The following is a 25358-nucleotide window of genomic DNA, read 5'->3' as shown; positions in this document are numbered from 1 at the left end:
CGCTTAGGAGGACTGGCGGTCGCTCGATTGCTGTTCGGCGGAACGCTGAGCGCTGGACTGCTCTTGCTCTTCCAAACGGCCGACTTCTTTCGAAGCTTCCTCACCTTCCTTTACCGCATCACGAAAGCCTCTAAATGCGCCGCCCAGATCGCTGCCCAAGGTGCGCAGCTTCTTGGTGCCGAACAACAACACCACAATGGCCAGCACAATCAGCAAAGAGCCAACGCTAATACCACCAATACCCATGATAACCTCCCGGCCCTTTTGGCCTTATTTGTCGGCGCGTGCGGCCTTCTCCGCAATACCCGACAGTCCGAATCGCCGCTCCAGTTCGGAGAGCACTTCCTCAGGCCGTATACCTTGCTGCATCAACATGACAAGACAGTGAAACCAAAGGTCGGCCGTTTCATAAACGATTTGTTGCCGATCTCCGTCCTTAGCGGCGATGACCGTTTCCGTAGCCTCCTCGCCGATTTTCTTCAAAATCGCGTCGAGTCCCTTATCGTAGAGGCGGGCTACGTAGGATTCCTTAGGGTCGGCACCTTTGCGTGCTTCCAGCACCTCGGCGAGTTGAGAGAGCACTGCGCTCATGCGAACACCTTAACCGTAAATATCGGAGGGATTCTTCAAGACCGGCGTCACCACCTTCCAATCGCCCTCTTCCAAGCGATTGAAAAAACAACTCGCCCTGCCCGTATGACAAGCAATCCCACCCATCTGTTCCACTTTCAGCAAGATCACGTCGCGATCGCAATCGACCCGAACCTCGTACACTTTCTGCGTATGGCCGGAACTCTCGCCCTTATGCCACAAGCGCTGCCGAGAACGCGACCAGTAAACCGCCTCGCCTCGTTCGACGGTCTCCCGAAGGGCTTCCCGGTTCATCCATGCAAACATAAGAATCTCGCCGGTGACATGATTTTGAGCAATAACCGGCAACAATCCGTCGTCATTCCAAACCAACGTATCCAACGCCGCTTGGCTTATACTCATCGCCGCACCTCGATTCCCTGCGCCGCCATATAGTCCTTGGCTTCCTCGATAGTATATTCGCCGAAGTGGAAAATACTTGCCGCGAGCACCGCATCGGCACGCCCTAACTGCACGCCGTCAACCAGATGCTGGAGATTGCCGACGCCGCCGGAGGCAATCACGGGCACGCCGGAAGCATCCGAAATGGCCCGTGTGAGCTCGACGTCAAAGCCTTGTTTGGTACCGTCGCGATCCATGCTGGTGAGCAGAATCTCGCCCGCACCGTTGGCCACCATACGCTGGCTCCACGCCACGGCATCGAGCCCCGTCTCCCGCCGGCCGCCATGCGTGAAGACTTCCCAGCGCAACGGCTCGCCTTCCTTACTTACCCGCTTGGCATCGAGCGCCACCACGATGCATTGGGAGCCAAAACGCTCGGCCGCTTCCGCGACGAATTCGGGGCGACTGACCGCGGCTGTATTAATCGCGACTTTATCCGCCCCGGCATTGAGCATCCGCCGGATATCCGCCACCGTGCGGATACCGCCGCCCACCGTCAGCGGGATAAAGACTTCGCCGGCGACTTGTTCGACCACATGGACCATCGTTTCCCGCTCTTGGGAGCTGGCGGTAATGTCGAGGAACGTGATCTCGTCGGCCCCATGAGCATCGTATTGACGCGCGATTTCCACCGGATCGCCGGCATCGCGAATATCGACGAATTGCACGCCTTTGACCACGCGACCGTTGTCGACGTCCAGACAGGGGATAATGCGCTTGGCCAGACTCATACCGTGATCCCTTTACGCCACCAGCTCGGAGGCGAGCTTCTGTGCGGCCTGCAAATCGAGGCTGCCTTCGTAGATCGCGCGGCCGACAATGGCCCCGGCAATGCCGTCCGCGGCGGCCTCGCACAAAGCCCGCACATCGTCCAGGCTACTCACGCCACCGGAAGCAACAATGGGTATATTCACCTTTTGCGCAAGCTGCCGGGTCGCCTCGACGTTAACGCCGCGCATCATCCCGTCGCGCCCGATATCGGTAAATACCAGCGCCTCGACACCGGCCTCCTCGAAACGCAGCGCCATGTCGACAGCGGAATGGGCCGAAACTTTCGCCCAACCGTCGGTCGCCACTTTGCCGTCCTTAGCGTCTAGCCCGACGATGATGTGGCCGGGAAACTCCAAACAGGCATCGTCGACGAAATGCGGCGCGCGTACCGCCTGCGTGCCGATAATGACGTAGTCGACGCCGACGTCCAGATACGTCTGAATAACCTCAAAATCGCGAATGCCGCCGCCGACCTGAATTTCCAAATCCGGAAAGGCCTCCGCAATCCGGCCGATGATATCGGCATTGACCGGAAAACCGGCGACCGCGCCATTCAAATCGACGATATGCAAACGCTTGGTGCCGGCATCCACCCACCGCTGCGCCATCGCCACAGGGTCGTCGGAGAACACCGTCTCGTCGTTCATATCGCCCTGGCGCAGGCGTACGCATTTGCCATCCTTTAGATCGATCGCCGGTATCAGGAGCATTTCTTCCTCACGTTTTCGAAATCAAACCGAGCCGTCCCAACGGACGAAATTAGCCAACAGGTCGAGCCCCGCACGTTGGCTTTTCTCTGGGTGGAACTGTGTTGCAAATACATTGCCGCGGGCAACCACGGCAGCGAAATCGAACCCATAGCGCGTCACCCCGGCCGCCAAAGCAGCCTCCGCCGGTTCGACATAATAGCTATGGACAAAGTAAAACCGGCTGTTGTCGGCGATACCCCGCCAAAGCGGATGTCGCCCCTGCTGGAGGACGCCGTTCCAGCCCATATGCGGAACCTTCAAACCGGCATCCGTGGTCAACTCGGCCGGGAAACGACGCGCTTTGCCCGGCAGGACGCCCAGACAATCGACGCCCTGGTTCTCTTCGCTGAAGTCAAGCAGAGCCTGCATACCTAGGCAAACGCCGAGAAAAGGCTTGCTGCCGGCGGCCTCTCGCAAAGCCTCCACCAACTCCAGTCGGTGCAGTTCGTTCATGCAATCGCCGATCGCTCCCACACCGGGCAGCACCACGCGATCGGCGCGCAAGATGCGCTCCGGTGCCGAGGTCACCTCGACCACCGCACCGTTGCCTACATGCTCCAGCGCTTTGCGCACGGAGCGTAGGTTTCCCATTCCGTAATCGACTACGGCAATAACCGTCATGATACCCTCACGGCCAGTCGCAGTTTAGAGCTGCCCTTTGGTGGACGGCACAACGCCTTGCATCCGTTCGTCCCGTTCGCAGGCAACGCGCAACGCACGCCCGAACGCTTTGAACACCGTCTCGATAATATGGTGCGCGTTCCGGCCGCGCAGATTATCGATATGCAGGGTCATCTGCGCATGATTAACCACACCCTGGAAAAATTCGCGGAACAGATCGACATCGAAGTCGCCGATCCGGGCGCGCGGGAAATCCACGTGGTATTCCAAACCGGGCCTACCGGAGAAATCCACCACCACCCGCGACAGCGCCTCGTCTAGCGGGACGTAGGCATGGCCGAAGCGGCGTACGCCTTTTTATCCCCCAGCGCCTCCCGCAGTGCTTGGCCGAAGGTGATCCCGACATCTTCCACCGTGTGATGGTCGTCGATGTGCAGATCGCCCACGGCGTTGATTTCTAAATCGATCAGGCCGTGCCGAGCGATCTGGTCAAGCATGTGCTCAAGAAAAGGCACTCCGATATCCAGCTTCGATACCCCGGTTCCGTCGAGGTTGATGCCGACGCGAACCTGGGTTTCTAGGGTGTTTCGTTCGATGTTGGCGCTACGCTCATTCATGTGCTGCATCTCAAAAATCGTCGCTTCGAAGAATATCATACCCATACTGAATTAACCGCTGATCGAAAGGCTGTCATTTAGTAACGCCCGAATCAAACCTCCAGCCAAAAGGTGACAGGCCCGTCGTTACACAAACTCACTTGCATGTCCGCCCCGAACCGACCGCTGGCGACTGCCGGATACGCCTGCCGAGCCAGCTCCAACAACTCGGCAAACAACCGCTCGGCCTCAGCCGGCGCGGCGGCCGAAGCAAAGGAGGGGCGGTTACCCTTGCCGGTATCGGCCGCTAAGGTGAACTGCGGCACCAACAACAAACCGCCGCCAACATCCCTTAAGGATAGATTCATCCGCCCTTCGGCATCGGGAAACACCCGATAGTTCAATAGCCGCTCTAGCAGACGCGCCGCCTGCGCCTTGCCATCGCCCTTTTGCACCCCAACTAAAACCAGTAGCCCCTGGTCTATACGGCCGATCGACGCCCCGGCAACCGTCACCTCGGCTTGCCTCACTCGCTGTAACAGCCCAATCATGTTCGCTCCTTTAGCTTGTCAGCGCCTGCCAACGTCAGAATATTCTTACACGGTTTGTCGAAACCGGCTGACAGCACGAAACCGGCAAGAATGCCATTCTTATCGTGCGTTCGCTGCTTGGCGAACGTCGACTCCCAAGGATGGGGAGCGATTAAAACGAAGGGATTCTAGCCGGAACCCCCAGCAGTTTGGACGGGGAAGCAGCTCACGGACGGGCATTCCAGCGCAATCAAGCTAGCACCGAACCGGCGCCAACGGATGGCGCCGGTTTTTTATTGCAGCAGTGCATGGACAGCGCGGCCTCACCTTGTTCTAATTCCGCGATTGATTCGTCATCGCCGCGATCCATTCACGCGGCGAAGGAAGCTCGGAGTCAGACAAGGCTATGCCTAGCATCGACAAACTGCTTATCGTTAAGGTCATACTACGGCTTGCCGGCTATCTGCCGCTGCCCGCGCTCCACGCGATAGGATTCCTGCTAGGCAGTTTATTCGCCGCATTTCCTAACGATTTGAGGCGAGATACTCGCTTTAATCTAAAACTCTGCTTTCCGGAACTAAGCGAGCGGGAACGCAAACGGCTGCTGAAGCACGCATTGCGAGAAACCTTCAAAGCCATGACGGAAGTGGCCGCTTTCTGGCAATGGAAGCCGGAGCGCTTGGATGCGTTGGTCAAGGAAACCCGCGATCTCCATGTGCTGTACGATGCGGTAGAGAAAGGCGATGGCGTCATCGTTGCCGTACCGCATTTAGGCGCCTGGGAGCTTTTACCGATTTACTTCTCCCGCCGCATTCCGCTGCACAGCCTATACCGCCCGCCGCGCAACATCGAATTCGACCCGCTGGTCCGCAGCGCCCGCGAACGGCTCGGCGGCCATACTTACCCGGCCAATCCGCGCGGTATCCGGTCTTTATATAAGGCGCTAAGCCAAGGCGAAGTCGCCGCCATACTGCCGGATCAGGAGCCGCGCGGCGAGGGCGTGTTCGCGCCGTTTTTCGGAGTCCCGGCCAAGACCATGACCTTACTGCCTAAGCTCGCGGAGCGCTCGGGAGCCGCGGTCGTCTACGTTTTTGCGATCAGATTGCCCTGGGGACGCGGCTACCGCATTCAGTGCCTACCGGCTCCGGAGGGCGTTAGCGCAGCGGATAGCACCGTCGCCGCAACGGCTATGAATCACGGCATCGAGCAATGCGCCCAGGAAGCCTTGCCGCAGTACCAGTGGAGCTATCGACGCTTTCGCAAGCAACCTAACGGCGGCAAGAACCGCTACAAAAAACAACCGCGCTAACGGAGCGTTAGCGCCGCCAGAAGGCCGGCGTTAGCAACACGAGCAGGGTAAAGATCTCCAAGCGCCCCATAATCATCGCAACCGACAGTAATAACTTGGCCGAGGCGCTCAGGCTGCCGAAATTGGCCGCCACCTCGCCTAAACCCGGGCCCAAGTTATTCAACGTCGCCGCAACCGCGGAAAACGCGGTCACTTGATCCAAGCCCATCGCCATCAAGGTAAGCAACAGAATGGCGTAAACCGCCATGTAAGTGGCGAAGAATCCCCAAATCGAGTCCATGACCCGCTCATTGACCGCCTTATCGCCGACCTTCACCAGCACCTGGGCCTGCGGGTGAATCAAGCGAATAATCTCGCGCTGGCCCTGCTTAAACAGCAACAGGAATCGGATGACTTTAATCCCGCCCGAGGTTGAGCTGGCCATTCCGCCGAGAAAACTCAGGAAAATCAGCAAAACCGGCAGGAATGTCGGCCATGCGGAGACATCCGCGGTTGCAAAGCCGGCTGTCGTCGAGAACGAAACAATCTGGAAGACGGCATGCGAGAGCGTATCGTCCAAGCCGGCATAGTAGCCGGTTATAAGCAGGGTTCCGGTCACTAAAATGAAGGCAACCAACAACACCCCACCATAAAATCGGAACTCGGCGTCGGTGGAATAGGCATCGACGGTACGCCGCCGCCAGGCATAGAAGTGCAGCGCAAAGTTAACCGCCGAAATCAACATAAAGACCACGCAGATCATATTAATCAGGTGGCTGTCGAAATGCCCCATGCTGGCGTCGTAGGTTGAAAAGCCGCCGGTGGCAACGGTCGAGAAACTATGGGTAATAGCGTCGAACGGCGTCATCCCGGCCAACCAGTAAGCCACGGCGCAGGCGATGGTCAGGGTCAGGTAGATATACCAAAGGGCCTTTGCGGTCTCCGCGATTCGCGGCGTCAACTTGGTATCCTTGATCGGCCCCGGCATCTCCGCGCGGTAGAGCTGCATACCGCCGACCCCGAGCATCGGGAGGATGGCGACCGCCAAAACGATGATGCCCATCCCGCCTAACCATTGCAGTTGTTGGCGGTAATAGCGGATCGACAGCGGCAGATCGTCGAGCCCCACCAGCACGGTCGAGCCGGTTGTGGTTAACCCCGAGATCGCCTCGAAGATGGCGTCCGCCACCGGCATATTCGGCTCTTCCGCCAGCAACAGCGGCAGCGCCCCGCAGGTACCCAGCACGCTCCAGAACAGCACGACGATCAAAAACCGTCGCGCGTGCGCAATTCGCGGGTGCTGGAGCGAACCGGCAGCCATAGCAGAGCGCCTAGGCCGAGAATCAAGCCGAAAGCGGCGAGAAAAGCCAGCACAGCACCGTCGCCCACCCAATAGGAGAGCATCGCCGGCGGCAACATCGTGCAGCTGAAGATCATCAGCAGCATCCCGACGACTTTTTGCACCGGCTCTAAGCGCATGGCCTACCTAAAGAAAAGTGACGCCGACTTGGAACAAACGCTCAACCTCGCCAATTCGGGTTTTATCGACAAGGAAGAGAATGACGTGATCTTCGGGTTGAATCACCAGGTCGTGGTGCCCCATCAATACTTCATCGCCCCGCACGATCGCGCCGATCGTGGTGCCCTTGGGCAGCTTGATCTCGTCAATCCGCCGCCCGATGACTTTTGAACTTGTCGGATCGCCATGGGCAACGGCTTCGATGGCCTCGGCCGCCCCGCGGCGCAGGGAATGTACGTTCACCACGTCGCCGCGCCGAATATGCGCAAGCAACGAGCCGATAGTCGCTTGCTGAGGCGAGATGGCGATATCGATATCTTCGCTACCCTGCACCAGATCGACATAGGCAGGGCGGTTAATCAATGCCATCACCATGCGGGCGCCACGCCGCTTTGCGAGCATCGAAGAGAGAATATTCGCTTCGTCGTCGTTGGTCAGCGCACAAAACACATCCGTGTTTTCGATGTTCTCCTCCAGCAGGAGGTCTTCGTCCGCTGCATCGCCCAGCAGGACAATCGTCCGCCGCAGATCTTCCGAAATTGCCCGGGAGCGACTGGGGTTACGCTCGATAAGCTTGACCTGATAACGGGTTTCCAGCACCTGCGCTAAACGCTTGCCGATATTGCCGCCACCGGCAATGATGATGCGTTTGACGGGCTTTTCCAGCTTGCGTAGCTCGCTCATTACCGCCCGGATATTCTTCCGCGCGGCAATGAAAAACACCTCGTCGCCCGCCTCGATGGTGGTATTGCCCTCCGGGATAATCGGCTGACCGCGACGGAAAATCGCCGCCACCCGGGTCCGAATCCCCGGCATGTGTTCTCGCAGCGTACTAAGCTCGTGACCGACCAGCGGCCCGCCGTAGTAAGCCCGCACGCCGACCAGGCGTACTTTACCATCGGCAAAATCCAGCACCTGCAACGCACCCGGATGCTCGATCAAACGCTTAACGTACTGAGTCACCAGCTGCTCGGGGCTGATCAGCACATCGATCGGAATCGAGTCCGGAGCGAACAGTTGGGGGTAACTCAGGTACTCCAGCGCACGTACGCGGGCGATTTTGGTGGGCGTGTGGAACAGCGTGTAGGCGACCTGGCAGGCGACCATATTGGATTCGTCGCTATTCGTCACCGCGATGATCATGTCGGCATCGTCGGCCCCGGCACGCATTAAGACGGCTGGGTGTGTGGCGCTGCCCACCACAGTGCGCAGGTCAAGGCGATCCTGCAGATCTTGCAAGATCCGCGGATTGGTATCGACCACCGTAATATCGTTTGCCTCGCTAGCCAGGTTATGCGCCACCGACGCACCTACCTGACCGGCACCGAGGATGATGATTTTCATAGCCGCCGTACGTTACGGAACTCGATCACAAACGGCAAGCAAAATTTAGCCTTTGGAAACACGACCGACCTGCCGGCAAAATACCATACTAAGAAGACACTTCTTTCGGATCGATGCCGAGCGCTTTTAGCTTCCGGTATAAGTGGGTACGTTCCATCCCGGTTAGCTTGGCTAAACGACCCACGCTTCCCTGCGCCCGTTTTAACTGGTGCTGTAAATACAACCGTTCGAATTGCTCGCGCGCATCGCGCAAAGGCATGTCGAGCGGCAAGGCCAGCACCTCGTCGCCGTCCCCTACCGGCGGCGATGCCTCGGCCAATAAGCTCTCTACTTCCTCTTGCCCGATTTCCTCGCCGCGCCCCATGACCAACAACCGCTGCACTAAATTACGCAGCTCGCGAATGTTTCCCGGCCATTCGTAGTTTCGCAAGCGGTTCTGCGCGGCCAAGGTAAAATGGCGGTAGGGTAATTTTTCCCGCTCTACCAGCCGATCCGCCCAAAAAGCCAGCAGCTCCGGTACGTCTTCCCGGTGCTCTCGCAAGGCAGGAATGTGCAGCGGCACCATATTCAGCTGCAAGAATAAGCCTTCCCGCGCGTTCTCCGTCACCGCAATCAAACGCGCTGCTAAAGACACCGGCGTCGAGCCGCCGACCCGATAAAAACGCCCGCTTTGAACGGCATCCAGCAAACGCCGCTGAAGGCCGGGATGGGATAACTCGGGCTCAAACAGGATGACGCTGCCGGCGGCAGCCTGCTCCAGACAGCCGCGTACCACGTTCCCGCTGTGCTCGCTACCGAACAAAGCCCGTTCGGCCTCGTCTTCGTGCTGCGCCGCGCCGTTAAACTCGACCACCGGCCCGTGCTGACGGTGGCTTAAGGAATGCAGATAGCGCGCCACGCTCTTTCGACCGGCACCGACTTCGCCACTCACGACCACCGCGCTATCATGCGGCGCAAGCCGCTTTGCTTGCTCGCGCAGGTCCCGCATCAACGCACTGCGCCCCACCGGCTCCAGGATTTCGGGGGCAGGCGGTACGCCCCGAGGGTTCTCGTAGCGGGGGCCGGTCTGACTCAAAGCCCGATCGACCGTCAGTAATAGTTTGGCCAACGACAAAGGCTTTTCGATGAAATCGAAAGCGCCCAGCCGGGTTGCCTCGACGGCGGTTTCCACCGTCCCGTGCCCGGACATCATCACCACCGGGCAACTCGGGCCGCCTTCGTCCGTCCATTCTTTCAGCAATGTCACGCCATCGACATCCGGCATCCAGATATCGAGCAGAATCAAATCCGGCCGCCGTTGCCGCCGCGCCTGACGGGCGGCCGCGGCATTCTCCGCAACCTGAACCTCATAGCCTTCGTCCTCAAGAATCTCGTGTACCAGATTTCGGATATCCGGCTCATCGTCAACGACCAGAATTCGGGATGAGCTCATAAGCTTGCGTCCCCTGGTTTCGGCAAGTGGTGAGTGGCGATCGGGGCAACGGCAGCCACGATAGGCAGTCGTATCGTCAGCTGCGCGCCGATATCGGCATTCATTGCCGCGACCGTTCCATTGTGCTCTTCCACAATTTTCTTCACGATAGCCAAGCCAAGCCCCGTACCTTTCGGTTTAGTGGTCACATACGGTTCGAAGAGCTGCTCTCGAACGTCGCCCGCAAACCCCGGGCCGTTGTCTTGAATCTGAATCTCAACCCAGTGCTCTTGGCGCCCTTCGCCGCGCCGAGTCGTCAGGCGCACCTCGCAAGGCGAAGCATCCTGCGCCGCTTCCTGAGCATTTTTTATCAGGTTATGCAGCAACTGACGCAGACGCCCCGGATCGGCGAACACCGCCGGCAAACGCTCGTCGAGGTTCAATATAAACCTTGGCCGATCCGGCCCGGAGCGATAAAGCTCGACCACCTCGGTAACCAAGCGATTGAGATCCAGCGCCTGAAACTCCAGTTGCGGCGGGCGCGCGTACTCTGAGAAAGCATTGACCATCGCTTTCATTGCGTCCACTTGTTGCACGATGGTTCGCGTCGCTCGTTCCAAAACCTGCGCGTCGCGGCCTTCCATATGTTCAAGATACTTATGCCGGATACGCTCGGCCGATAGCTGAATCGGCGTTAGCGGATTCTTGATCTCATGCGCCAGGCGGCGCGCGACCTCGCCCCAGGCCGCATCGCGCTGGGCTTGGATAAGGGTCGTCACATCGTCCAGCACCACAACATAGCCGCCACTACCGTGGCCGCCCGGCAAGCGCGCTCCGCTGCAAATCAATATCCGCCGACCGTCGGGGCCCTCCAGCGTCAACTCCTCCCGCCAGTCTTCTTCGTTATCAGCCAATCGTGCCGCAACCGCACCGGCAAAGCCTTCCAAATGCGGATAAGCATCGGCCAAGCCCGACAGGGTCAAGCCTGCCGCCTCGCTCAACGGAACGGCTAAAATATCGCCGGCGGCATCGTTGAAGGTACGCAAACTACCTTCGTAGTCGAAGGCGATAACGCCGGACGACAAACGCGACAGCACCGCCTCAAGGTACGCCCGTTGCCGTTCCACTTGTGCCTGGCTACGCTTGGCCGCCTGTCGCGTCTGCGCGATACGGCGGCTCATATCGTTAAACGACTGCACCAAAAAGCCAAGCTCGTCGCGCCCCGCCGGCGTCAATTGAGTCCCGTAATCGCCGGCGGCCAGAGCCCGAGTGCCTTCGGCCAGTTCGCGCACCGGCTCGACTAACCGCCGCGCCAGGTAAAAGGCCGTCCAGATCGCGAACAAAAGACTTAACAGCAACACCAGCGACAAGGTGATGATAAAACTTTGCTTTAAGGGCTGACGGAGAAACATCAACTCGCGGTAGTCGCCGTATGCCTCTTGCACATTCTCCGCCAGTTCGCTGATTCGCGTCGGCACAGGGAATAAAGCTTGCAACACCCGCACTTCGCGCGGGTAGCTCCCCCCAAGTACCGGCACCAGAACGCGGATCTGCAAGCCGCCGCCGTCGGTCGGGTCGAGCCCCACGTAAGAATGCCCTTGGCGCAACTGGAGAAACAACGCTCTCTCCGGCTGGTTGGGCAGGATCGTCGCAGGCTCGCGACTACTGACCGCAATCACATGACCGCCGCTACCGCCCAGCAGCGCGAGTTCGGCCGCATCGACTGCCGCCCGCATATCTTCTAACTGGCGCACGACCACGGCATCCGGTGCGTAAGCTAAATCCTCCGCCAACAACTCCATATTACGTAATAGATCGCGCATTCTTTGATCTAACGAGGCTTGCGACAGCGTCAGCGCATCGTCTAAGGCCTGCTCGACACGTACATCGAACCAACTATCGATACTGCCCCGTAACGATTGCACGGAGAATAGATAAACAACCGTCACCGGGACGAAAGTAAGCGCTACCAGCATAAGCAGCAAACGGGCGGTCAAGCGACTGCCGGCGCGCGCACTGCGATACTGTCTTACCAAGCGCCAGAGGTTGGCCCCGATCAACGCGACCAACAGCACCAAGGCGACGCTGTTAATTAACAGCAACCAACCGTAAAGACGATCGAAACGGACGGAGTTTTCGCTTGCCCGCGACAAAAGAAACAAAGACACCAATAGGAGGATGCAAAGGCCGATACGCCCCCACCCTTGGCCGCTGAGCCTAGTCAGACTTGCAGCCGCCATGACACCCACTCGCTGGCCAAGCGCCACTGTCGCGACACCATCGCAATCGCGCGCAACGGTTGCGGCAAGCCGTTGACGTCTAAACGAGCCCGCACCCGCACCTCGTAGACCTCCCCCTCGTCGAGCAAGCGGCGGTCGATCAAGGGCAACGCATCGACGGTGCCGACCGCCTGTAGGACGGCGCTTTCAAATGCGAAGCTACGGCTTTCGCCGCTATTGAGATTGGTCAGGATATAACGGCCGCTAAGATCGTGATAACGCAAGCGGTAGCGTTGACTGAGGCTGGCGACGCTTTGATTCCAGATCCAAGGGCGAGGGCGCTCGACTTCGATTTGTAGCTCGAAGGTCAGCGGCAAGCCGCTGTGCATAGCTTCGCGAGCGGCATCGCTTAGCTGATAATCGACTCGCGTGTTGAGGTAGTACACATCGTCGATCAGGCTAATATCGCCGTCGAGCACCCGGAATCCGGCGTCGTCGCCGAACGCATTCGAGGCAAACATCGAGCACGCCAATACGGCCAGTACCGCCAGTACCGGCCGCCAACGCACCCGCTTCACCCCTTGCTTAGACACGCGTAATAAAACCCGTCCACATTATGTCGCCCAGGTAACAACTGCACACCGCAACTTTGCACCGCCCCCCAATCGGAACAGGCTAAAGGCTCGACGCGAGCATCCGCCGTTGCCGCCACAAACTCCCTAATTTGCCTGTCGTTTTCCTCAGGAAAGACAGAGCAGGTCACATAAACGAGCTTACCGCCCGGAACGAGCAACGGCCAGAGCTGCAAGAGCAGTTTCTTCTGAATTGCGGCGAGTGCTGCGATGTCGCTGTCTCGTCGCAGCCATTTGATATCCGGATGGCGGCGAATAACGCCGCTACCGGAGCAGGGGGCGTCGATAAGAATACGCTCAAACCCCTGGCCGTCCCACCAAGCCTCCGGCTCCGCCGCGTCCGCCACCACCACATTGGCCGCCAAGCCAAGCCGAGTCAGGTTTTCGTTAATCCGCTCGCTACGCGCAGCGTCCACGTCCACCGCCCACAGCTCGGCCAGATCGGGTTGTCGCTCTAAGACATGACACGCTTTACCGCCTGGAGCGGCACAGGCATCGAGCACGCGCGCGCCGGCCGGAGCAGCGAGCAAATCCGCTGCCAGTTGCGCGGCGGCATCCTGCACCGACACATCGCCATCGGCAAAGCCGGGCAAACGATCGACCGGAACCGGCGCCGATAACTGCACCGTATCGCGGGCCAAGGGATGTGCGACGGCCTCGATCCCGGCTTCTTGCAACCGCGCCAGATAAGCGTCGCGACTGCCGCGACGAGCATTCACACGCAAGGTCATCGGTGGGTGGGCATTATTCGCGGTAACAATCTCTTCCCATTGCTCCGGCCAGGCCTTCTGCAAACGTTGTAGTAACCAACGCGGGTGAGAATAGGCAATAGCCGGGTCCGCAGCGACTGCTGCGCGTAGCGCCTCCTGCTCCCGCAGAAAGCGCCGCAGCAGAGCGTTGATCAGCCCCACCGCCCATTTTTTCTTTAACGCCCGCGCCGCGCCCGCCGTTGCCGACACAACGGCATGATCCGGCGTCCGCATCTCGCCGGCCTCGAACAAACCCGACAACAGCAGACACCGAATATCCGCATCCTTGCGCCGCAAGGGCTTATCCAACAAGCGGTCGGCAATGGCCGACCAATAGAGATAGCCCCGCAACACACCGTACGTCAGCGCCTGGACCAGACCCCGATCCTTTGCCGGCACCGCAGCTTGCAGGGCCGGCAAGACTTCGTTCACCGATTGCCCTCGCTCCAGAACGCGCTCTAGCGCTTTGGCAACGGCTTCGCGCGCTTCCATGACCTACCCCCAGCTACGAAAAGTGTCGCGGCAACGCTCTTAACGCCGAGCGGAATACTCAGCCGGAAACGAGGGTTGCCCACGGTGTTCGCGGTAACGATCACTGAAACCGATCGCCCGGACGAAGTTCGCGACCATTGAGAAAATCCGCTACCGATACCGCCCGGCCGCCAGCTGCCTGTACGCGCAACACACGCAATGCGCCGTTGCCGGTAGCCACGTCGATACCTTGCTTATCGGCCCTTAAGATTTCGCCGGGCGCGGCGGCGGACGAACCGGCAACGGCCTCGGCCTCCCAAATCCGCAATACCGCATCGCCCCAGGCCGTTTGCGCCACTGGCCAAGGATTAAACGCAGCGACCTGTCGCGCTAAAGCCTCGGCGCTATGCTGCCAATCGATGCGGGCCTCGGCCTTGCTCAGTTTCTCGGCGTAACAAACGCCTGCTTCCGGTTGCGGAACGGGCTGCAAGCGCCCTGCCGCCAACCGCGGCAATACCTCAACCAGTAAATCCGCCCCGGCCTGCGCTAGGCGATCATGCACGCTACCCGCGGTATCGCCGGCAACGATCGGAATCCGCACGTCCCCTAGCATCGGGCCGGTATCGAGCCCCGCATCCATTTGCATAATAGTGACGCCGGTTTCCTTGTCGCCGGCCAGTATAGCGCGCTGAATCGGCGCCGCCCCTCGCCAGCGGGGCAGCAAAGACGCGTGAATATTAACGCACCCATAGCGCGGAATATCGAGCACCGCTTGCGGCAAAATCAGGCCATAGGCGACCACCACCATCACGTCCGGCTTTAGCGCGGCAAGCTCCGCCTGCGCTTGCGCGTCGCGCAAACTCACAGGCTGATAGACCGGGATACCGACTTCGACTGCCTGTTGTTTCACAGGGCTGGGTTTAGGCTTGCGCCCCCTGCCTGCGGGACGATCCGGCTGCGTATAGACCGCGCTGACCCGAAAGGAACCGGCCAACAAGCGCTCTAACGGCGGCACGGCAAAGTCCGGCGTGCCGGCAAAAACCACGTTCAGCAATTGCTCACCTTTCCTTGCGGAGACACGACATACTCGTCGCTGCCTCCTTAAAACGTCGCAACTAATCGCAACTAAAAGATCGTCGCAGCCTTGCGGCTCGGCGAAATCCAAGCGGTCATGCTCTGCGGCTAAGCGTTCCCGGCCGCCGGTGCCGCCGCCGTCCCTTTGAAACGCTTTTCGAGTTTCTTGCGTACGCGCTTGCGCTTTAGCTCGGAGAGATAATCGACGAATAATTTACCGTCGAGATGATCCATCTCGTGTTGAATGCAAACCGCAAGCAGGCCATCGGCCTCCAACTCGAACGGCTCGCCGTTGCGATCCAAAGCCCGCACTTGCACACGCTCGGCGCGTTCCACCAGTTCGTAGAAATCGGGCACCGACAAACATCCTTCCTGCGACTGCTCGACCCCGTCCAAACTCAGGATTTCGGGGTTAATCAGGCACAGCGGTTCGCTACGGTCTTCGGATATGTCGATCACGATAACCCGTTTATGTACATTGACTTGGGTAGCCGCCAAACCAATGCCGGGCGCCTCGTACATGGTTTCGAACATGTCGTCGACAAGTCGTCGCACCGTATCGTCTACGGCCTCCACAGGGCGGGCCACAGTGCGAAGACGCTCGTCGGGATAATGGAGAATGTCTAAAATAGCCATAGTAGTCGTTGCGAATCCAGCTGGTTGACTGCTAGCCTTAAACAAGGCAATTAATAAACAAATATAACCAATACGACGCCCGGAGCGCCACTCGCGCAGTGGGCAAATCCAAGGAAAGAACTAAATGCGCCCGAGCAAGCTTTTGCTGCCCTTTTTGGCTCTGCTGCTCTGCCTCCCGCTGATTGTCGGTGCGGATGCGCTACGCCAGGGACACCCCGAACGCTATGTAGTCCAAAGAGGCGATACTCTCTGGGATATCTCCAACCGGTTTCTGCGCAGCCCTTGGCTATGGCCGGAAATCTGGTACCACAACCCGGAAATCGAGAACCCGCATCTGATCTACCCCGGCGACGTCATAAGCCTTATTTACGTAGACGGCGAACCGCGGCTGACAGTTCAACGGGAAGATCGCTCCGGCCCGACGGTCCGGCTGTCGCCGAGGGTCCGCGAAGAGTCCATTTCCGCCGCCATCCCGACGATTCCGCTGGATGCCATACGGCCGTTTCTTACCGAAACCCGCCTGCTCGACGGACGCACGCTGGCCAACGCGCCGTATATCGTCGCCGGCGCCGACGAGCGCGTTATGGGCAGCGGCACCGATACCGTATACGGACGGGGCTCGACCCAGACGCCGACACGCGACGCTACGCCATCGTCCGCCGCGGCGACGAACTACGCGACCCGGATACGCGGCGCAGCCTAGGCTATATCGCTACTCATGTTGGCGATGCCCATCTCGAAAAGCAGGGCGACCCCGCCACGCTGAGCATTACCCGCAGCAATCGGGAAGTACTCCCCGGCGACCGGCTGCTTGAGGCTAACGAAACCGCGTTCAACAGCAATTTCCATCCGGATGTGCCGGCAACCGACGTCGAGGGCCAGATTATCGCCGTCATGGACGGTGTCAACCAGATCGGGCAATACAGCGTGGTCGCCATCAACCGAGGCACGGAGCACGGGGTAGAAGTCGGTAACGTGCTGGCGATCTACAAAGCCGGGCAAACCGTGCGGGATACCTTTGGCGGCCGCCGCTCTCAGCGCGTACAACTGCCCGACGAACGGGCAGGCGAACTGATCGTGTTCCGCACCTTCGACGAGCTCAGCTTCGGCCTCGTCATGCACGCCAACCGTGCCATGCACACGCTGGATGCCGTGCGTAACCCGTAAACAGCAGGCTGCCATGAACGACGCACCAAGCGATCGACAACTGGCGGCCTGGTTAGCACTATGGCGCGCGCCGGGCATCGGCCCGGCGCGTTTTCATCGCCTTCTCGAAGTCTGTCGCGACCCTGCCGAGGCCTTTGCACTGAGCCGCTCCGAGCTACTGCGCCGAGGCCTGGACGAGGGCACCTGCAAAGCGCTCGAACACGCCGATTGGGCCGGTGCCGAACAGGACCTTGCCTGGCAGGAGGCGGCCGATCATCACATCCTATGCGCCCATGACCCCCGCTACCCGCAACGGCTGCGCGATCTCGACGATGCCCCGCCCATACTCTTCGTGATCGGCGAACCGGAACTGCTTGGCCTACCGCAGCTCGGCGTCGTCGGCAGTCGCAACCCCAGCCGCGGCGGTGCCGAAACGGCCTACGACTTCTCTCGCCACCTAGCGGCAGCGGGTGTACCCATTACCAGCGGGCTTGCCCTCGGCGTCGACGCCGCCGCCCACCAGGGAGCGTTAGATGGCGGCGGCATCACGCTAGCGGTGACAGGCACGGGATTGGACCGCGTTTATCCGGCGCGCCACCGCGAGTTAGCCCATCGAATCAGCCAGCAAGGAGCGTTGGTATCGGAATTCCCCACCGGCACCAGCGTACGCTCCGAGAACTTCCCACGGCGCAACCGAATCATTAGCGGCCTCAGTCTCGGCGTGCTTGTCGTAGAGGCGAGCCTGCGCAGCGGCTCGTTAATCACCGCCCGTTATGCCACCGAGCAAGGCCGGGAAGTTTTCGCGATTCCGGGGTCTATCCACAACCCGCTCGCCAAAGGCTGCCATGCGCTAATCCGCCAAGGCGCCAAACTGGTTGAAACGGCGGACGACGTGCTGGAAGAACTCCCTCGCCCGCTAGCTGTACTGCAACCGGCCGGCGCTACCGAAACGCCGGCCGCACCCCCGTCCGAGCCGACCCTCGATGCCGACTATCAGGCCGTGCTCGACGCGCTCGGCTATGATCCAACGCCATTGGATGTCATACTGGATAGAACCGAATTGACGACTGCCGAGGTTTCCTCCATTCTGCTCATGTTAGAGCTTGAAGGCTACGTCGCACCCAGTGCCGGCGGTCGCTACGCCAGAACCCGGAAAGGGACATGAGATGAAAGAGAACGTGTTCGACGTCTTGATGTACCTCTTCGAGAATTATTTTTACAACGACGACGAACCGCAACCAGATCGGGACTCTCTCGAATCGGAGCTGTTCGAAGCCGGCTTCACGTCGGCGGAGATCCGCAAAGCGTTTGCATGGCTGGACGGCCTTGCCGAATCGCGGCAGGCACCCAACCTGAACATCGACGGCGAACGCTCGATCCGGGTATTTGCCGAGCAGGAATCCAGCAAATTGGACGTCGACTGCCGCGGCTTTCTCCTGTTTCTGGAACAGGTCGGCATTCTAACGCCGACCAGCCGGGAAATTATCGTTGAGCGCGTGATGGCGCTGGACGACGAGGAAGTCGACATCGACACGCTGAAGTGGGTGGTTTTGATGGTGCTGTTCAATCAGCCCGGCCAAGAAGAAGCCTACGCCTGCATGGAAACCCTGCTGTTCGACAACCCGGTACAGCTGCTCCATTAACGATAAACCCTACGCCCCGCCTCGTCCAAACGAGCACGGCGGCGTAGGCGACTCGCAGGAAAGCATCGGCGGCAAGGCGCTGAATCCCGCCAACCGTCCATTAATGCAACCGCTCACACTCTGGGGATAGCCGCCGACAAATCAAGGTGTGGCGGAGTACTAGGCTTTTCCAGTACAGTTACGCGCTACGACGGGGGCACCCCTGTTTGCTCGCGCCCCAACCGGGCGGGGCAAGCACCGACCCGGTCGACAACTACGGCACTGCCGTCACACACTCATCGTGCCGCCTGGGAACGGCATCGCTGACCACAGCGACCGCTTGATAAAACCCAGGTTGGAACCATTTGAACTTTTTCGTGAGTTGCATGAACCGGACGCTTGCCCGAAACTTCCGCCCATGAGTAAAAACCTGGTCATCGTCGAATCACCCGCTAAAGCCCGGACGATCAACAAGTACCTGGGGAAAGAATTCCAGGTGCTGGCATCGTACGGCCACGTACGCGATCTTGTGCCGAAAGAAGGCGCCGTCGATCCCGAACACGACTTCCAAATGAAGTACACGGTGATCGATAAGAACTCCAAACACGTCGAGACCATTGCAAAGGCGGCAAAGAAAGCCGAAGCCCTCTACCTTGCAACTGACCCCGACCGCGAAGGGGAAGCGATCTCGTGGCACCTGTACGAGCTCCTGCAGGAGAAAAAGGCGCTAGACGGCAAACACGTCCATCGCGTCGTCTTTCACGAAATCACTAAACGCGCAATCCAGGATGCCATCGCGCACCCGCGCGAGTTGTCGCAGCCGCTGATTAACGCGCAGCAGGCACGTCGCGCCCTGGACTATCTGGTCGGTTTCAATCTCTCGCCCCTGTTGTGGAAGAAAATCAGCACAGGGTTATCGGCCGGCCGCGTACAAAGCCCCGCGCTTCGCATGATTGTCGAACGCGAGCTGGAAATCGAAGCGTTCCAATCGCGCGAATACTGGACGGTCGAGGCGGATGTCGCCAAAGACGCGCAAGGCTTCGTTGCCAAGCTGCACAGCTTCGACGGCGAGCGGCTGGAACAGTTCAGCATCGAAAACGAAGCCCGAGCGCGGGAAGTCGAGCAAGCGTTGCTCGATGCCGCGCAAGGCAAACTCCACGTCAGCAAAGTCGAAAAGAAACAGCGGCGGCGCAATCCAGCCGCGCCGTTCACCACGTCGACCTTGCAGCAGGAAGCCTCCCGCAAGCTAGGCTTCACCACGCAACGGACGATGCGGATTGCGCAACAGCTGTATGAGGGGATCGACCTCGGGCAAGGCGCCGTCGGCTTAATCACCTACATGCGTACCGACTCCGTCAATCTCTCCGCCGAAGCGGTCAGCGAGATTCGCGAGACGATTGCCGAACGCTACGGCAAGCAGAATGTACCGGCTAAGCCCCAGGTGTATCGTACCAAGGCGAAAAACGCGCAAGAGGCCCACGAAGCCATCAGGCCGACCTCCGCCCGCAATTACCCGGAGCAGGTTCGCAGCAAGCTCTCCGACGAGCAGTACAAACTCTACGAACTTATCTGGAAACGCGCGGTTGCCTGCCAGATGATCCACGCGACCATCAACACCGTCAGCGTCGATCTCACCGCCGGAGCGCACATGTTCCGGGCAACCGGCTCGACCGTAGCCGATCCCGGCTTCATGGCGGTCTACCAGGAAGGCCAGGACGACAAGAAAAAGGAAGCCGGCGAGAAACTGCTGCCGCCGTTGCAGGAAGGCGAAGATGTCGACCTCAAGGCGCTGAGACCCGAGCAGCACTTCACCGAGCCGCCGCCGCGCTACTCCGAGGCAAGCCTCGTGCGCGCGCTCGAAGAGCACGGCATCGGCCGCCCGTCGACCTACGCGACCATTATTTCGACGCTACAACAGCGTAAATATACGATTCTAGAGAATCGGCGCTTCAAGCCGACCGATGTCGGACGCGTGGTCAACAAGTTCCTGACCGATCACTTCGATAAATACGTCGACTACGACTTCACGGCGCGCCTGGAGGACGATCTCGACGCGGTTTCCCGCGGCGAGCGCGACTGGGTGCCGTTGATGAAGGAATTCTGGGAGCCCTTCCATACCCGTGTGGAAGAGAAAGCCAAGGTTTCCCGGGAAGAGGTGATGCAGGCCCGCGAGATCGGAACCGACCCGAAAAGCGGACGCCCGGTCAGTGTCCGCATTGGCCGCTTTGGCCCGTTCGTGCAAATCGGCACCAAGGACGATGAAGAAAAACCCAAGTTCGCCGGCCTTCGCAGCCACCAGAACATGGACACGATCACCTTGGAAGAGGCCCTGGAATTATTCAAGCTACCGCGCGAGCTGGGCGAAACGCCGGAAGGCGAGCCAATTCAGGTCAACATCGGTCGCTTCGGCCCTTATGTGCGCTACGCGAACAAGTTCGTCTCGATCAAGGAAGACGACCCGTACACCATCAGCCGCGAACGCGCTTTGGAACTAATTGCGGAGAAGAAGGAAGCAGACGCCAACCGCATCATCCGCCACTTCGAAGGCACCGATATTCAGGTACTGCGCGGCCGCTACGGTCCCTACATCACCGACGGCAAAAAGAATGCCCGGATGCCGAAAGACCGCGAGCCGGAGAGCCTGACCTTGGAAGAATGCCAAGAGCTGATCGCCAAAGCGCCGGCAAAGAAGGGGCGCGGCACCCGCAGTGGTGGAAAACGTAAAAGTTCTTAACAGCGAAGAGATGCGTGTTCCATGATTGACCGGCAGACCGTAAACCCCACCCGCGTTCGCGATTACCTGCTGAACTTGCAGGACACGATCTGCCAGGCCATTGCCAAGCTAGACGGCCAAACCGATTTTCGCGAAGACCAGTGGGATCGCCCTGCCGGCGGGGGCGGGCGCAGCCGTTTGCTTCGCGAAGGCGGCGTTTTCGAACAAGCGGGGGTTAACTTCTCCCACGTGTATGGCGACAACCTGCCGCCCGCCGCAACCGAACGCCGGCCCGAGCTGGCCGGCCGCGGCTTTCAAGCGATGGGCGTGTCGTTGGTGATACACCCGCACAACCCTTACGTTCCCACCACACACGCCAATGTACGCTTCTTCCTCGCGGAGAAAGAAAACGCGGCACCGGTGTGGTGGTTCGGCGGCGGCTTCGATCTCACGCCGTACTACGGCTTCGAGGACGACTGCCTACACTGGCACCAAACCGCCCAGGCCGCTTGCCTACCGTTCGGGGACGACCTCTACCCGCGCTTTAAACGTTGGTGCGACGAGTATTTTTACTTGCCTCACCGGCAGGAACCGCGCGGCATTGGCGGCTTATTTTTCGACGACTTCGCCGAAGGCGATTTCGAACATAGTTTCGGCCTGATGCGCTCGGTAGGCGATCATTTCCTGCCCGCCTATCGGCCGATTGTCGAGCGCCGCGTCGATATCCCCTACGGCGAGCGCGAGCGGCAGTTCCAACTCTACCGACGCGGCCGTTACGTCGAATTCAATCTGTTGCAGGACCGCGGCACTCGCTTTGGGCTACAATCGGGCGGCCGTACCGAATCTATTCTCATGTCCCTCCCGCCCTTGGTACGTTGGGAATACAATTGGCAACCTGAGCCGGGCAGTACCGAAGCTGCCTTGTACGAACAATTTCTGACTGCTCGCGATTGGCTCGCATCCGGTTAGAAAAATGCTCGGTGTTTTTACGTACAGCAACAGCCCCAACATCATTCGGGGGCTGCTTTAGGGAGTGGGTAGTATGCGCCACACAAGCGCTTGGCTGACATTGATCCTTGCATGCTTGCTGCTACTTGGCGGCTGTGCGACGACACCGCGCGACATCCAGCGCCCCGAACTCAACCTGGCCGGTATCGAGATTCAGGAATTAGGCGTTTTTCAACAGCGTTACGTAATTACCTTACGGGCCAGTAATCCGAATGCAATTGCGCTGCCGGTACAAGGCGTACGCTACAAGATCGAGTTGGAAGGGCAGGACTTCGCCAGCGGCATGAGTTCCGCCCCGTTTCGAATCCCGGCCTATGGCGAAGAAGACATTCAGGTCGAGCTTAGCACCAATCTAATACGGACAGGGCAATGGTTGTTAGATAAGCTGCGCGCCGGCGACATGACGCTCGATTATCGCATCAGCGGCGATATCGACGTCGGCCTTGGCCGCATCGGGCGCCTACCCTTCGACGAAAGCGGCCAGGTCGATCTCCGCTTCGATAACAACCAGCCGTAACCTGACGCTTACGCATGGACGCGGAAAAGGTACAGGTAGCGCTGGTACGCAGCGTACTGGGCATTGCGCTGGTGGCGATTCTGGTTCTGGCCACCCTACCGAGCGAACAGACCGTCACCACCGGCGCACCGTCGCTGAATCATTTTCTGGCCTTTTACGTACTCGCACTGCTAACCGACTTCGCGTTTCCCCGTAGCGCGTTCGGATGGCACAAAGCGCTGCCGCTGCTGGCTTACGGCATCGCCATCGAGCTTATACAATCGCAGATACCTTACCGCCATTGCTCGCTCCTCGACGTCATCGTCAACGGCGTCGGCATTCTGGCTTATGTCCTAACGCTACCTCTTATTCGGCGCCTACCTGTCCCTCGACAACCGGCCAACAGCCGCAACAGCGACCACGGCAAAACCTAGGGAAACGCTGAATAATTCGCGCATTCCCTTGCCTCGCCCACAGGGCGGACATACCGACAATATCAACCCCATGCGCCCGAGGTGAGGCATGGAAGAGGTGAGGATTTTAATCGTAGAAGACGACGCTGCGCTAAGGACCATTATGGCGCTGATTCTTGAGGAGCTGCCTCACAGCGTTAGCTTTGCCGATAGTGGCGCCGTCGCCTTGACGGCCGCAGCCGAGACGTTTCCGGATGTCGTTTTCATCGACCTCGGGTTGCCGGACATGAGCGGATTCGAGCTAGCACGCCGGTTCCGCGAACGCGGAAGCCGAGCGCGTTTAGTGGCGCTTACTGGGTTCGACGATCCTGCCACCCGAGCGCAGGCGAACGAGGCCGGCTTCGACCGTTTTTTCACAAGCCCTTGGAACTCGACGAGCTGGAGAACGTATTCGCTCAAAGCCTCGGCAATCTCCCGCCGTCGGCAAACGCCAAGCCGCCACTCGGCCCACGAGGCAAAGACCTCTGGTAAAGGTTTAATCGGCGCCTTATGATGATGACCACCAACAAACAAAACAAGCAACAAGCCACCGCGGCATTCCGACTTGACTGGTGGCCTCGCTCAAAAGCAAGGTAAAACGGCGCTCACCAACCCCGGGCGCCGCACCGACAAGTCGGACCCGTGGCCTACCCAAGAGGTGAACTATGGCTGCAAGACCCGAGGACGTCGATCCCCTTGAGACGCGAGAATGGCTGGAGGCCCTGGAGGCCGTCATCGAGATCGAAGGCCCGGAACGGGCCCATTTTCTCGTTGAAGCCTTAGTCGATAAGGCACGCCGCCGCGGCGCTCATCTGCCGTTCAAGGCCACCACAGCCTATCTAAACACCATCCCTCCGCACAAAGAAGCGCGCTCCCCCGGCGATCACGCCCTGGAGTGGCGGCTGCGCTCGATCATCCGCTGGAACGCGATGGCGATGGTGGTGCAAGCGAACAAAGAGCGAGAAGGGATCGGCGGCCACATTGCCAGCTTCGCCTCCAGCGCCACGCTCTACGACGTCGGCTTCAACCACTTCTGGCACGCGCCGAGCGACGCGCACGGCGGCGATATGGTGTTCATCCAAGGCCACTCTGCCCCCGGCATTTATGCCCGCTCGTATTTGGAAGGGCGTCTTAACGAAGAGCAACTACGCGGCTTTCGGCAAGACGTCGACGGCAACGGCATCACTTCCTACCCCCATCCCTGGTTGATGCCCGATTACTGGCAGTTCCCCACCGTGTCGATGGGGCTTGGCCCGCTGATGGCCATTTACCAAGCGCGGTTCATGAAGTATTTGAACGACCGCGGCATCGTCGACACCAGCAAGCGCAAGGTCTGGGCCTTTATGGGCGACGGCGAGATGGACGAGCCGGAGTCCTTGGGTGCGATTAGCCTTGCGGCGCGCGAGAAACTCGACAATCTGGTCTTCGTCGTCAACTGCAACCTGCAACGCCTGGACGGGCCGGTGCGCGGCAACGGCAAGATCATTCAGGAGCTGGAAGGCGAGTTCCGCGGTGCCGGCTGGAACGTCATTAAAGTCATCTGGGGCTCGTACTGGGACCCGCTGCTCGCCAAAGACAAAGACTGGCTACTGCGCCAACGCATGGAAGAGGCCGTCGACGGCGAGTACCAGAACTTCAAGGCCAAAGGCGGGGCCTACACCCGCGAACACTTCTTCGGCAAGTACCCCGAACTGAAGGCCATGGTGGCCAATATGTCCGACGAGGACATTTGGCGGCTTAACCGCGGCGGCCACGATCCGCACAAGATCTACGCCGCCTACCACGAAGCGGTCAACCACAGTGGGCAGCCCACCGTCATCCTCGCCAAAACCGTCAAGGGCTACGGCATGGGCGAAGCCGGCGAAGGGCAGAACATCACCCATCAGCAAAAGAAGATGGGCCACAGCGCGCTGAAACACTTCCGCGACCGCTTCAACATCCCGGTCTCCGACGAAGAGCTGGACGATGCGCCGTTCTACAAACCGGCCGACGACAGTCCGGAGATGAAATACCTGCACGAGCGACGCCGTGCCCTAGGCGGTTATCTGCCGGCCCGCTACGACCGTGCCCCGGCACTCGAAACGCCCGACCTCAGCGCCTTCGACCTGCTGCTGAAAAGCAGCGACGAGCGCGAGATGTCCACCACTATGGCCTTCGTTCGCATCCTCTCCATTCTGGTGCGCGACAAGCAGCTCGCCAAGCACATCGTCCCCATTGTGCCGGACGAGGCACGCACCTTCGGCATGGAGGGGCTGTTCCGTCAGCTCGGCATCTACGCC

The 25358-nt window shown here is 59.7% G+C and carries 26 protein-coding genes and 2 pseudogenes; 11 read left to right on the top strand and 17 right to left on the bottom strand.

Going from position 1 to position 25358, the window contains the following annotated elements; all coding sequences use genetic code 11:
- Nucleotides 1-3: 3 nt before the first annotated feature.
- From CAI21_RS20565 to dtd, 8 genes and pseudogenes are all read right to left on the bottom strand, one after another.
- On the bottom strand, nt 4-246 hold the full coding sequence (locus tag CAI21_RS20565; protein WP_116304015.1) for a Sec-independent protein translocase subunit TatA: 243 nt from the start codon (nt 244-246) through the stop codon (nt 4-6).
- Between the two features lie 24 nt (nt 247-270).
- Entirely contained in the window at nt 271-591 is a 321-nt protein-coding gene (locus CAI21_RS20560) for a phosphoribosyl-ATP diphosphatase (RefSeq protein WP_116304014.1), read from the bottom strand.
- A gap of 9 nt (nt 592-600) precedes the next feature.
- Nucleotides 601-987 carry a phosphoribosyl-AMP cyclohydrolase gene (gene hisI / locus CAI21_RS20555; RefSeq protein WP_116304024.1) on the bottom strand — a complete coding sequence of 129 codons (387 nt, stop codon included), beginning with the start codon at nt 985-987 and terminating at the stop codon, nt 601-603.
- Nucleotides 988-989: 2 nt separating this feature from the next.
- On the bottom strand, nt 990-1763 hold the full coding sequence (hisF, locus tag CAI21_RS20550; RefSeq protein WP_116304013.1) for an imidazole glycerol phosphate synthase subunit HisF: 774 nt from the start codon (nt 1761-1763) through the stop codon (nt 990-992).
- A gap of 12 nt (nt 1764-1775) precedes the next feature.
- Nucleotides 1776-2513 carry a 1-(5-phosphoribosyl)-5-[(5-phosphoribosylamino)methylideneamino]imidazole-4-carboxamide isomerase gene (gene hisA, locus CAI21_RS20545; RefSeq protein WP_116304012.1) on the bottom strand — a complete coding sequence of 246 codons (738 nt, stop codon included), beginning with the start codon at nt 2511-2513 and terminating at the stop codon, nt 1776-1778.
- Nucleotides 2514-2534: 21 nt separating this feature from the next.
- Entirely contained in the window at nt 2535-3173 is a 639-nt protein-coding gene (hisH, locus tag CAI21_RS20540; RefSeq protein ID WP_116304011.1) for an imidazole glycerol phosphate synthase subunit HisH, read from the bottom strand.
- 24 nt (nt 3174-3197) lie between these two features.
- Nucleotides 3198-3790, bottom strand: a pseudogene (gene hisB / locus CAI21_RS20535) (imidazoleglycerol-phosphate dehydratase HisB).
- A 92-nt stretch (nt 3791-3882) separates the two neighbouring features.
- Nucleotides 3883-4320 carry a D-aminoacyl-tRNA deacylase gene (gene dtd, locus CAI21_RS20530; protein WP_116304010.1) on the bottom strand — a complete coding sequence of 146 codons (438 nt, stop codon included), beginning with the start codon at nt 4318-4320 and terminating at the stop codon, nt 3883-3885.
- A 385-nt stretch (nt 4321-4705) separates the two neighbouring features.
- On the opposite strand from dtd, the gene CAI21_RS20525 reads away from it, so the two are divergent.
- Nucleotides 4706-5608: a lysophospholipid acyltransferase family protein gene (locus tag CAI21_RS20525; RefSeq protein ID WP_116304009.1), complete on the top strand. Its 903-nt coding sequence runs from the start codon at nt 4706-4708 to the stop codon at nt 5606-5608.
- 7 nt (nt 5609-5615) lie between these two features.
- Here the strand turns inward: CAI21_RS20525 and CAI21_RS20520 are convergent.
- The 8 genes and pseudogenes from CAI21_RS20520 to def all read right to left on the bottom strand — a co-directional run bounded on the left by CAI21_RS20520 (nt 5616) and on the right by def (nt 15642).
- A pseudogene (locus CAI21_RS20520) lies at nt 5616-7066 on the bottom strand (TrkH family potassium uptake protein).
- 7 nt (nt 7067-7073) lie between these two features.
- On the bottom strand, nt 7074-8450 hold the full coding sequence (gene trkA / locus CAI21_RS20515) for a Trk system potassium transporter TrkA (protein WP_116304008.1): 1377 nt from the start codon (nt 8448-8450) through the stop codon (nt 7074-7076).
- 88 nt (nt 8451-8538) lie between these two features.
- Nucleotides 8539-9882: a sigma-54-dependent transcriptional regulator gene (locus CAI21_RS20510; RefSeq protein WP_116304007.1), complete on the bottom strand. Its 1344-nt coding sequence runs from the start codon at nt 9880-9882 to the stop codon at nt 8539-8541.
- The gene (locus CAI21_RS20505; protein WP_116304006.1) at nt 9879-12101 is read right to left on the bottom strand and encodes a sensor histidine kinase; all 2223 of its coding nucleotides are present in this window, start codon (nt 12099-12101) and stop codon (nt 9879-9881) included. The genes CAI21_RS20510 and CAI21_RS20505 overlap by 4 nt, the downstream gene beginning before the upstream one ends.
- Nucleotides 12083-12673, bottom strand: coding sequence for a DUF4390 domain-containing protein (locus CAI21_RS20500; RefSeq protein WP_147305189.1), 591 nt, complete (start codon nt 12671-12673; stop codon nt 12083-12085). Before CAI21_RS20500 ends, CAI21_RS20505 begins: the two co-directional genes overlap by 19 nt.
- Nucleotides 12655-13953, bottom strand: coding sequence for a 16S rRNA (cytosine(967)-C(5))-methyltransferase RsmB (gene rsmB, locus CAI21_RS20495; protein ID WP_116304004.1), 1299 nt, complete (start codon nt 13951-13953; stop codon nt 12655-12657). The genes CAI21_RS20500 and rsmB overlap by 19 nt, the downstream gene beginning before the upstream one ends.
- Nucleotides 13954-14053: 100 nt before the next feature.
- Nucleotides 14054-14983 carry a methionyl-tRNA formyltransferase gene (gene fmt, locus CAI21_RS20490; RefSeq protein WP_116304023.1) on the bottom strand — a complete coding sequence of 310 codons (930 nt, stop codon included), beginning with the start codon at nt 14981-14983 and terminating at the stop codon, nt 14054-14056.
- Between the two features lie 131 nt (nt 14984-15114).
- Nucleotides 15115-15642, bottom strand: coding sequence for a peptide deformylase (gene def / locus CAI21_RS20485; RefSeq protein ID WP_116304003.1), 528 nt, complete (start codon nt 15640-15642; stop codon nt 15115-15117).
- Between the two features lie 124 nt (nt 15643-15766).
- Here def and CAI21_RS25350 point away from each other — a divergent pair, with 124 nt between their 5' ends.
- Complete coding sequence (locus CAI21_RS25350) at nt 15767-16345, top strand: LysM peptidoglycan-binding domain-containing protein (protein ID WP_258869013.1); 579 nt, start codon at nt 15767-15769, stop codon at nt 16343-16345.
- On the opposite strand, the gene CAI21_RS25345 is transcribed toward CAI21_RS25350, so the two are convergent.
- On the bottom strand, nt 16342-16491 hold the full coding sequence (locus CAI21_RS25345; RefSeq protein ID WP_258869012.1) for a hypothetical protein: 150 nt from the start codon (nt 16489-16491) through the stop codon (nt 16342-16344). The two genes, CAI21_RS25350 and CAI21_RS25345, sit on opposite strands and share 4 nt — an antisense overlap.
- 6 nt (nt 16492-16497) lie before the next feature.
- Here CAI21_RS25345 and CAI21_RS25340 point away from each other — a divergent pair, with 6 nt between their 5' ends.
- The 9 genes from CAI21_RS25340 to aceE form a co-directional block, all read left to right on the top strand.
- Nucleotides 16498-16809 (top strand): hypothetical protein, encoded by a 312-nt coding sequence (locus CAI21_RS25340; RefSeq protein ID WP_258869011.1) that lies wholly within the window; start codon nt 16498-16500, stop codon nt 16807-16809.
- Between the two features lie 13 nt (nt 16810-16822).
- The gene (dprA, locus tag CAI21_RS20475) at nt 16823-17953 is read left to right on the top strand and encodes a DNA-processing protein DprA (RefSeq protein ID WP_116304002.1); all 1131 of its coding nucleotides are present in this window, start codon (nt 16823-16825) and stop codon (nt 17951-17953) included.
- 1 nt (nt 17954) lies between these two features.
- A complete protein-coding gene (locus tag CAI21_RS20470; protein WP_116304001.1) occupies nt 17955-18431 on the top strand; it encodes a DUF494 family protein in 477 nt (158 codons plus the stop codon).
- A 397-nt stretch (nt 18432-18828) separates the two neighbouring features.
- Nucleotides 18829-21144 (top strand): DNA topoisomerase I, encoded by a 2316-nt coding sequence (locus CAI21_RS20465; protein WP_116304000.1) that lies wholly within the window; start codon nt 18829-18831, stop codon nt 21142-21144.
- A gap of 21 nt (nt 21145-21165) precedes the next feature.
- A complete protein-coding gene (gene hemF / locus CAI21_RS20460; protein WP_404840903.1) occupies nt 21166-22092 on the top strand; it encodes an oxygen-dependent coproporphyrinogen oxidase in 927 nt (308 codons plus the stop codon).
- 73 nt (nt 22093-22165) lie between these two features.
- Nucleotides 22166-22648, top strand: a complete 483-nt coding sequence (locus CAI21_RS20455; protein ID WP_116303999.1) for an LEA/WHy family protein — start codon at nt 22166-22168, stop codon at nt 22646-22648.
- A 14-nt stretch (nt 22649-22662) separates the two neighbouring features.
- Complete coding sequence (locus tag CAI21_RS20450; protein WP_116303998.1) at nt 22663-23061, top strand: VanZ family protein; 399 nt, start codon at nt 22663-22665, stop codon at nt 23059-23061.
- Nucleotides 23062-23149: 88 nt separating this feature from the next.
- On the top strand, nt 23150-23593 hold the full coding sequence (locus CAI21_RS20445) for a response regulator (protein ID WP_116303997.1): 444 nt from the start codon (nt 23150-23152) through the stop codon (nt 23591-23593).
- 151 nt (nt 23594-23744) lie between these two features.
- The coding region (aceE, locus tag CAI21_RS20440; RefSeq protein ID WP_116303996.1) for a pyruvate dehydrogenase (acetyl-transferring), homodimeric type at nt 23745-25358 on the top strand (1614 nt) is incomplete at its 3' end.

Origin of the sequence: Alkalilimnicola ehrlichii, assembly GCF_003399765.1 — a bacterium.
Taxonomy (GTDB): Bacteria; Pseudomonadota; Gammaproteobacteria; order Nitrococcales; family AK92; genus AK92.
Note: the sequence above shows the minus strand (reverse complement) of the source record. Positions and strands in the feature narration are given on the sequence as shown.

Bases quoted from the DNA above. Each gene is read 5' to 3' on its own strand.
- CAI21_RS20565 (WP_116304015.1), bottom strand. From the start codon at position 246: ATGGGTATTGGTGGTATTAGCGTTGGCTCTTTGCTGATTGTGCTGGCC.
- CAI21_RS20560 (WP_116304014.1), bottom strand. From the start codon at position 591: ATGAGCGCAGTGCTCTCTCAACTCGCCGAGGTGCTGGAAGCACGCAAA.
- hisF (WP_116304013.1), bottom strand. From the start codon at position 1,763: ATGAGTCTGGCCAAGCGCATTATCCCCTGTCTGGACGTCGACAACGGT.
- hisA (WP_116304012.1), bottom strand. From the start codon at position 2,513: ATGCTCCTGATACCGGCGATCGATCTAAAGGATGGCAAATGCGTACGC.
- hisH (WP_116304011.1), bottom strand. From the start codon at position 3,173: ATGACGGTTATTGCCGTAGTCGATTACGGAATGGGAAACCTACGCTCC.
- dtd (WP_116304010.1), bottom strand. From the start codon at position 4,320: ATGATTGGGCTGTTACAGCGAGTGAGGCAAGCCGAGGTGACGGTTGCC.
- CAI21_RS20525 (WP_116304009.1), top strand. From the start codon at position 4,706: ATGCCTAGCATCGACAAACTGCTTATCGTTAAGGTCATACTACGGCTT.
- trkA (WP_116304008.1), bottom strand. From the start codon at position 8,450: ATGAAAATCATCATCCTCGGTGCCGGTCAGGTAGGTGCGTCGGTGGCG.
- CAI21_RS20510 (WP_116304007.1), bottom strand. From the start codon at position 9,882: ATGAGCTCATCCCGAATTCTGGTCGTTGACGATGAGCCGGATATCCGA.
- CAI21_RS20505 (WP_116304006.1), bottom strand. From the start codon at position 12,101: ATGGCGGCTGCAAGTCTGACTAGGCTCAGCGGCCAAGGGTGGGGGCGT.
- rsmB (WP_116304004.1), bottom strand. From the start codon at position 13,953: ATGGAAGCGCGCGAAGCCGTTGCCAAAGCGCTAGAGCGCGTTCTGGAG.
- def (WP_116304003.1), bottom strand. From the start codon at position 15,642: ATGGCTATTTTAGACATTCTCCATTATCCCGACGAGCGTCTTCGCACT.
- CAI21_RS25350 (WP_258869013.1), top strand. From the start codon at position 15,767: ATGCGCCCGAGCAAGCTTTTGCTGCCCTTTTTGGCTCTGCTGCTCTGC.
- CAI21_RS25345 (WP_258869012.1), bottom strand. From the start codon at position 16,491: ATGGAAATTGCTGTTGAACGCGGTTTCGTTAGCCTCAAGCAGCCGGTC.
- dprA (WP_116304002.1), top strand. From the start codon at position 16,823: ATGAACGACGCACCAAGCGATCGACAACTGGCGGCCTGGTTAGCACTA.
- CAI21_RS20470 (WP_116304001.1), top strand. From the start codon at position 17,955: ATGAAAGAGAACGTGTTCGACGTCTTGATGTACCTCTTCGAGAATTAT.
- CAI21_RS20465 (WP_116304000.1), top strand. From the start codon at position 18,829: ATGAGTAAAAACCTGGTCATCGTCGAATCACCCGCTAAAGCCCGGACG.
- hemF (WP_404840903.1), top strand. From the start codon at position 21,166: ATGATTGACCGGCAGACCGTAAACCCCACCCGCGTTCGCGATTACCTG.
- CAI21_RS20455 (WP_116303999.1), top strand. From the start codon at position 22,166: ATGCGCCACACAAGCGCTTGGCTGACATTGATCCTTGCATGCTTGCTG.
- CAI21_RS20450 (WP_116303998.1), top strand. From the start codon at position 22,663: ATGGACGCGGAAAAGGTACAGGTAGCGCTGGTACGCAGCGTACTGGGC.
- CAI21_RS20445 (WP_116303997.1), top strand. From the start codon at position 23,150: ATGGAAGAGGTGAGGATTTTAATCGTAGAAGACGACGCTGCGCTAAGG.